Origin of the sequence: Methylobacter sp. BlB1, from assembly GCF_015476545.1 — a bacterium.
In the GTDB taxonomy this organism is placed as follows: Bacteria; Pseudomonadota; Gammaproteobacteria; order Methylococcales; family Methylomonadaceae; genus Methylobacter.
The window spans coordinates 1-6,390 of the sequence record NZ_JADMKV010000113.1; the positions used below are offsets into that span (position 1 = coordinate 1).

Consider the following 6,390-nt stretch of genomic DNA (forward strand, 5'->3'; position numbering starts at 1 on the left):
AGTTGATTCAGGAGATCAGGAAGACGGCTGATATGAAAGACAGCAAAATCATCGTAGCGACTGGACTGAAGGCCGCCGACATCATGAAAATGGGCACCTTGCCGGAAGACATCATGATCCTACCCAAGCCCATCCCTTTCCAGACCCTGGAAACCATTCTTTACCAGCAATCCTGTATATTTCTCAAGCAGAGTCTGATGTAGCTGTACTAGAAACGCACCGGATTTCCTCCATCTAATGCCGATATAAAAACGCTAAGCGATAGGTTTTACTTATCAGGCAGATTTGGAGAGGAATCCGACACAGCTATTAAACGAATAGATATAGTTAGAAAACTGCTCCTTCGAGTGAAATCGTCCCGTTTCTCATGAAATAGAACATCTGGATTTTCCATTTGCAATACGGCTGCGGCGATGACTCCTGGCTCATAAACTGGAGCACATAAACCGCAACCGTTTTATTTCAGTATAAACGCGCCTTGAGTAACGGTCTAAGCAGATAATTGAGTACTGTCCGCTTGCCGCTCTGAATATCCACTTCAGCAATCATACCCGGCTTGATCGGCAAGACCTCGTCGCCCTTTTTCAGATAACTGCTCTTAGTCCGAATCAATATCTTATAGAAGGGCTCTTTGCCGCGGATGGTCTCCTCTTCAATGGTGTCTGGACTGATTTGTTCCAGAGTGCCGGAAATATCACCGTACACAGTGTAATCATACGCGGTGATCTTGACTCGTGCCGGCATGCCTGGCACAAGGAAGGCTACATCCCGGGGCTTCACCTTGGCTTCGACCAGGAGCTGCTCATCGATTGGAGTGACCTCCATGATTGGCTCACCAGGCTGAATGACGCCTCCTTTGGTGGTAATCAGGATATCGTTGACTCGCCCTTTGACCGGTGAAACCACCTGGGTACGGCTCAGCTGATCTTTGCGCTGCAACAGATTCTGTTCAAGCTCGCTGAGTTCGGCTTTTTTATTGGCCAGTTCAGTATAAGCCTCTTGAAAATAAGCGTTATTGACTTCAGAAATTTTCCCGTTAAGTGAAGCTATTTCCTTGCTCAAGCGCAATGCCTCCATTTCACTGGCGGCGCGGGAGGCCACTAGCGGTTCAATCACACTCAACTGTTTACGCGCTAACGCCAATTCGGAATTGAGTGAATGGAGAGACTCCTGAAGCTTTTCGCGGCGCGCTTTGAATAAAGCGATTTCGGTGGCGGCAAAATGGCTCTTGGTCGGGACGCTGCGAGGAAAATTGATACGGTCCTTGTGCAGCGTCTCGGCTTCCAGCCTGGCGATGGCAGCCGCCAGGGCTTCCGCATGACTCTTGCTCTCCATGTAGGCTGAATTGAACCGGGTATTGTCCAGCTTGACCAATAACTGCCCCGCTTCCACCACGTCGCCTTCCTTAACCATCAACTGCTCAAGAATCCCGCCCTCGAGGCTCTGGATCTTCTGTATACGGCTGAAAGGCACCACTCGGCCATCACCGCGCGTTACTTCATCGAGCTCGGCCCAATTGGCCCAGGCGACAAAACTCGCGATACTCACCAGGCAGGCCCAAAAGATAGGTCGCGAGGATGGATGCTCCATGGCGTGCTGCGGGTCGCCAAGCGAACGCAGCAATACATACTCAGAAGGTTTACTGGCTTTCATAGGGAGTTCTCCGTCACTTTAACCTGATTGCCATTGACGATGCTGGTCAAAGGGCCGTCCATGACAACACGTCCCTGCCGTAAAACCAGTGCACGTTCTGTCAGTGTCAGCAGGGCGCGCTTATGCGTAGATAGTATGAGCGTGCGTCCTTTCAGCCAAGTCTGCAGGTACTGAACCACCCGAGCCTCATTTTCATTATCGAACGCTGCAGTCGGCTCGTCCAGCAGAACAATCCGCGGATCCTGCAACAGCAGACGAGCAAGGGCTATGGCCTGCCGCTGTCCGCCGGACACGCTGTTATTGCCTTCAAGCAGCATATCCAACCCCAATGGGTGAGCCCTAACAAAGGCGCCCAAACCCACGCCGTCCAAGGCGGCAAACAGTTCGTCATCCGTCTGTCCTGCATTGTCCGGGATTAGATTATCGCGCAACGTACCGTAAAACAGCACAGTGTCCTGAGGCAGATAACCGATCGCTTGGCGTAGATCCGCCGGATCGATCTGGCTGATGCTAAGATCTTCCAGCAGGATGCGTCCTTCATTGGGCGTAGTCAGTCCGGCAAGCAGGCGCAATAATGTAGATTTGCCGGCGCCGTTGCCGCCAAGCAGCGCCACATGTGTTCCCGGCTGGATCTCCAGCTGCGGGATGTTCAAAGCAGGAGGACCGTCCGACTGATAATTCAAACGCACTTCCTCAATACGATAGTGCCCACGCAGTGCATGACTGCGGGCGAACCGGCGACCAAACGGACGCTCAACCGGTGCGGCCATCAGAGTGTCCAGCCCTTCCATGGCAACCTTGACATGCTGCCAGCGAGCCAGGATACCAGCGACTTGAGCGATGGGAGCAATAGTACGCCCTGCCAGAATCGAGCAGGCAAACAATGCACCAACGGTCATTTCACCCGCGCTGATCTGGTACACGCCCACGATTATCACACCAACATAACAAAACTGTTGCGTCATGGAGGCCGCATAACCAAGCAAGGCGGTGATGGAACGTGCCTTGACTTCCGCGCTGGAGAGTTCTGCCGTCAGGTTTTCCCACATTTGCAGCAGTCGCCCCTCGGCCCTACTGGCCTTGATTGTTTCCAGATTCTCGATGGCCTCCAGCAGTACGCCGTTCTTGATGGCTCCTTCACGCAAGTGTTGCCGGGACAATCGAGCCAGAACGGGTTGGGCGAGTAGCCCAGGCAATAGCATCAACCAGACTGCTGCGAATGGAACCCAAACCACGGGGCCACCAATGAGAAAGATCACGCCCAGGAACAACAGGACGAAAGGTATGTCGCTAATGGCCGATATTGTGGTCGAGGTTAAAAAATCGCGCACCGACTCGAATTCGCGGACTTGGCTGCTAAAAGCGCCCATCGAAGCTGGCTTGGACTGCAGCCGTATCTGGAGAACTTGTTCGAACAGTCGGGAAGACAACAACAAATCCAGGCGTTTACCGGTAACATCCAGCATATGAGCCCGCAGACTCCGTAGCACGAATTCCAGAGCTATAGCGATAGATACGCCACTGGCGAGTATCCATAGCGAATCGAAAGCGTCATTCGGTACTACGCGGTCATAGACCTGCATGCCGAACAATGCGGAGGAAATGGCAAGCAAGTTGCCCATCAGGGCGGCGAGACCGGCAGCGCCATAATCACGCCAACTCGCTCTGATGGGACCTTTTAGCCAGTGTTCCTGCTCTTCCCGGGCAAAATTGCCCGCACGCTCATCAGGACGATAACGAGGCCGGGCGAACAGTGCAGTGCCACTGTACAGGCTATCCAATTCGTCCAGACTCATAGTCAGTTCGCCACCGCCACTCTCAGGATCAAGCAGAAGCGCTTGCCCTAACTGATGCTCAACCAGCAGCAGGGTGCGACCATCCCGCAACAGTAGCAATGCTGGCAGCAACCGTGAACTAATCTCCTGAAGCGGATAATTCACGACACGGGCAGTGATTCCCACTCGGCGCAAGGCGCGAGAAACCAGCCTGAGCGGTAAACGCCCCTGCTCCAAAGCCAGCCCCTCGCTCAGCTCGGCGATACTGACTGTATAGCCGAAGTGGCGGCATAGCAAAACCAGCCCTTCGCGCAACGGATCCTCCGTCCGTGACGCCTGATAACTGTCCAGGACTGTGTTGTTGGTAAGTTGTTGGTTATCTTTCATGGCGTGACTGTTTCAGACAAGCGCCCTTCCAGCAATGGCACCAACTGGCCCAGTTGGGCTGCTGTACGGTATTGCACTCGTTTGCGTTCGTATTGCAGATTGATTAATTGGCGCTCCGCATCGAAGCGCTCCTGATGAATGTTCAGTAGTTCGGTCATGTTGCGCAAGCCGACGACAAACTGCTCCTGATAGACTGAGCTGACATCTACGCCGTTTTTTATCTGCTCGTTAAGCGATTTTTCACGATCTTTCAAGGCAGATTCGTTCTCAAACAATGCTAGAATCTTGCGGCGGATATCGCGCTGTTTAGCGCCCGAATCCCACTTGGCGGCCTCGAGACGCTGGCGGGCGGCATCAGTACGCTTAAAATTGGACAAGCCCTGGAAAGGGTCTATTTTTACCCGCAAGGAGACAATCTGGTCATCGGTCATCTCACCACCGATCGGCCGACGCGTCACCGTGCCTTCCAGATCCAGCTCCGGAAGCAGCCTTGCATCGGCTTCATGCACCTTGGCTTCTTCGATAGCCTGCTTTTCCTTTGCCTGGCGATAGATCGGCGAGTCCATAATGGCTCTCTCCAGCGTATCCTTATCTACCAGCCGTTGGGAAAACGATTCGAGAGCCGGTTCATCCAGAGCCTCTGCCGGCTCCCCGATCAATTCCTGGTATTGCTGCCTGGCATTTTGTAAATTGCCTTGCTCGATCGCAAGCTGCTCACGGGCTCGAGCCAGTTCCAGGCCGACTCGGCCCTGCTCGCTTCGATCCTCATAGCCTGCCTCGCCTCTTTTTTGGCTCAATTTGTTCAGTTCCTCCAAGCGTTCAATATGGCCGTTCACCGTCTCGATCCGTTGCTCATACGCAAGCACATCAAGATAGCTCTCGCTGATATCCAGAGCAGCGTCCTCGCGCATTATCAGTAGAGACTCCGTCTCTTGGCGCATATTCGCCGAAGCGCTATCGACCTGGCTTTCCACCCGCCCCCAGTCATACAGCATTTGCGTGGCGGTGAGGTTGTAATTATAGCTCAGATTGCTCCTTAAGCTTTGCGTGGGGCCGATTGACGCTTCCAGTTTGGGATAATAACCGGCCTCGGCGATATCGACTTCGGTCGTGGCTTGTTCTACCCTGGCCATGGCCGACTTGACATCAGGATGGATGGCCAACCCCTGGTGCACAGCGTCCACCAGGGTAATCGCGCAAGCCGGTTGTGATGGCGCCAGCAACATCAGACAAGTGCCAAGAGCCAGGCCATAATGCACCTTGCTCCTGGTCATGGTAGACGTATGACTGATGATATGGGCCGCCTCGCTGAGCGGCCCGTTCGCAATCGCGGTGATTTCAGTGTTTGTCACGATCAAGCGATCACCTGCACATCCTGGTCAACAAGCAACTGATTGACACCGAAGCTATAAACATCGAAGACAACACTGTCAAGAGTAGTTTGTGCCCCTGTATCAACGGCTCCGGCGACATTCAGCGTATCGTTGCTTTCGCCGGTGATATACAGCTGATTGTCCGCATCGGTCAGAGTATCCACCGCATCGGCAGTTAGTGTCAGCGTACTGCCGGCATCGCCCATGCCCATGTCAATCAGCTCGATATTGCTGACGGTGGCAACGCTGGTCGAGTCGAGTGTGAAGCCACCGTCCATCTGCAGGATATCGAAACCATCGCCGCCATCGATGGAGGCGAAGAGGTTATCGGAGATAACGATGAAGTCATCGCCAGTGCCGCCGTTGAGAGTATCATTAATGCCAGCACTTATCAGTATATCGTTGCCGCCATCACCGTTCAGGGTATTAGTGCCGCTGCCGCCGCGAAGCAGGTCGTTGCCGTCGCCGCCGGACAGGGTATCGTTACCGGCATAACCGTACAGGCGGTCACTGAATGCTGTACCCGTGAGCGGATCGTCGCCTGACGTGCCCTCTATAATCCCCGAGTCGCCGGCCAGACTATGGAGCAGGCTGGCATCGAGCAGAGTCCCCATCGTTTTGGTGCCAGAAGAGACGCCATAACTATCAGTCGCTGCAATGGCAAGATCCGGTAATACAGACGCACTAAGCAGATCGCCAAGCAGGCTGCCTCCCGTATCAAAGCGCACGCTCGCCAGAAACTCGTTGATCGTCAGGTTATCGATAATGCCGCCATCAATAGCTGTGATTGTCACTGTCGAGTGCGGCCCCAACGATAATAATGAGCCTACAGAAGAATTTACAACATCGAACTGCAGGCCAAGCTCGGCAGCAAGCGCTGACGATGCGGTAAGCGTTATTGCGCCTACAGTCGCTACCGCTCCAAACTCAACCACGACGCTTTGCAGATTGCCGTTACGATCTAATGCTCTCAGGTCTTGCTTACTCAGATCGATCACGTTAAGCGCTTGCAGACCCACCAAGCCAAGCAAGGTTGAGTAATCTACAAAAACCTCAGGCGCATCGTTTAACGCATCCACGATGAAGTTGACCGTATTGGATGGTGCGGAGCTGTTGCCGGCCGTATCGCTGATCACGGCCGTGGCGCTGTAGCTGCCGTCAGCAAAAGTAGCGCTGTTGTCTAGCGTCACCGAAACGCTGCC

5 protein-coding genes are annotated in these 6,390 nt (G+C 53.9%); 1 reads left to right on the forward strand and 4 read right to left on the reverse strand.

Features of this window, described 5'->3' with window-relative positions; all coding sequences use genetic code 11:
- Positions 1-203, forward strand: a 203-nt coding sequence (locus IT781_RS21160; RefSeq protein WP_228779338.1) for a hypothetical protein, incomplete at its 5' end; no start/stop codon positions are given.
- Between the two features lie 259 nt (positions 204-462).
- On the opposite strand, the gene IT781_RS21165 is transcribed toward IT781_RS21160, so the two are convergent.
- The 4 genes from IT781_RS21165 to IT781_RS21180 all read right to left on the reverse strand — a co-directional run.
- A complete protein-coding gene (locus tag IT781_RS21165; RefSeq protein WP_228779339.1) occupies positions 463-1,653 on the reverse strand; it encodes an HlyD family efflux transporter periplasmic adaptor subunit in 1,191 nt (396 codons plus the stop codon).
- Positions 1,650-3,815 (reverse strand): type I secretion system permease/ATPase, encoded by a 2,166-nt coding sequence (locus IT781_RS21170; protein ID WP_194972160.1) that lies wholly within the window; start codon positions 3,813-3,815, stop codon positions 1,650-1,652. Before IT781_RS21170 ends, IT781_RS21165 begins: the two co-directional genes overlap by 4 nt.
- A complete protein-coding gene (locus IT781_RS21175; RefSeq protein WP_370527069.1) occupies positions 3,812-5,167 on the reverse strand; it encodes a TolC family protein in 1,356 nt (451 codons plus the stop codon). Before IT781_RS21175 ends, IT781_RS21170 begins: the two co-directional genes overlap by 4 nt.
- A gap of 2 nt (positions 5,168-5,169) precedes the next feature.
- The coding region (locus tag IT781_RS21180) for a calcium-binding protein (RefSeq protein WP_370527070.1) at positions 5,170-6,390 on the reverse strand (1,221 nt) is incomplete at its 5' end.